General features: G+C 56.7%; 1 protein-coding gene. It reads right to left on the minus strand.

All coding sequences use genetic code 11. The features are described from left to right. On the minus strand, positions 1-275 hold a 275-nt coding region (locus AC1RPH_RS08310), incomplete at both ends, for a hypothetical protein (RefSeq protein ID WP_481762114.1).

A 275-nucleotide genomic window follows, 5' to 3' on the forward strand; every position in this document is an offset into this window, starting at 1 on the left:
GGTTGACGCTGTACAGGTTGATGTGTTCTTCGGCCCCAATCCTATATTTTTCCAGCACATATTCAACCACTCGCGGTTTGCCCCGTTCGCGCTCGGCATTAGCAGTACGCACACACTTCATGAGGTCAGTGACACTTGCGCATTCCTCGACCGGTACTCCGGCACGCTCCACGTCCTGCGGGCCCGTACGCACCCATCCCGGCATGCAGAAGACGATGGTGCACAGCCGATCCAGATCGTAATCATTTTCGATCGGCACGCGATACCCACGAACC

It is taken from the genome of Dellaglioa sp. CoH-57-MRSF-16 (assembly GCF_056782055.1).